Origin of the sequence: Clostridium sp. MCC328 (genome assembly GCF_018785465.1) — a bacterium.
GTDB classification, from domain to species: domain Bacteria; phylum Bacillota; class Clostridia; order Lachnospirales; family Lachnospiraceae; genus Pilosibacter; species Pilosibacter fragilis.
Genome location: NZ_WQPW01000130.1, coordinates 1 through 244, shown reverse-complemented (window position 1 = coordinate 244; position 244 = coordinate 1). Strand labels below are relative to the sequence as shown.

The following is a 244-nucleotide window of genomic DNA, read 5'->3' as shown; positions in this document are numbered from 1 at the left end:
GGACGGAAAGACCCCATGGAGCTTTACTCCAGCTTGATACTGGGATTCGGTAATGCATGCACAGGATAGGTGGGAGGCTATGAATATGGAACTCCGGTTTCATATGAGCCGCTGTTGGGATACCACCCTTGCGTTACTGGGTTTCTAACCATGGTCCGTGATCCGGATCGGGGACAATGTCAGGTGGGGAGTTTGACTGGGGCGGTCGCCTCCGAAAGGGTATCGGAGGCGCTCAAAGGTTCCC

1 rRNA gene is annotated in these 244 nt (G+C 54.9%); it reads left to right on the top strand.

The features are described from left to right. A 23S ribosomal RNA gene (locus tag GPK83_RS15345) occupies positions 1 to 244 on the top strand; the annotation flags it as partial.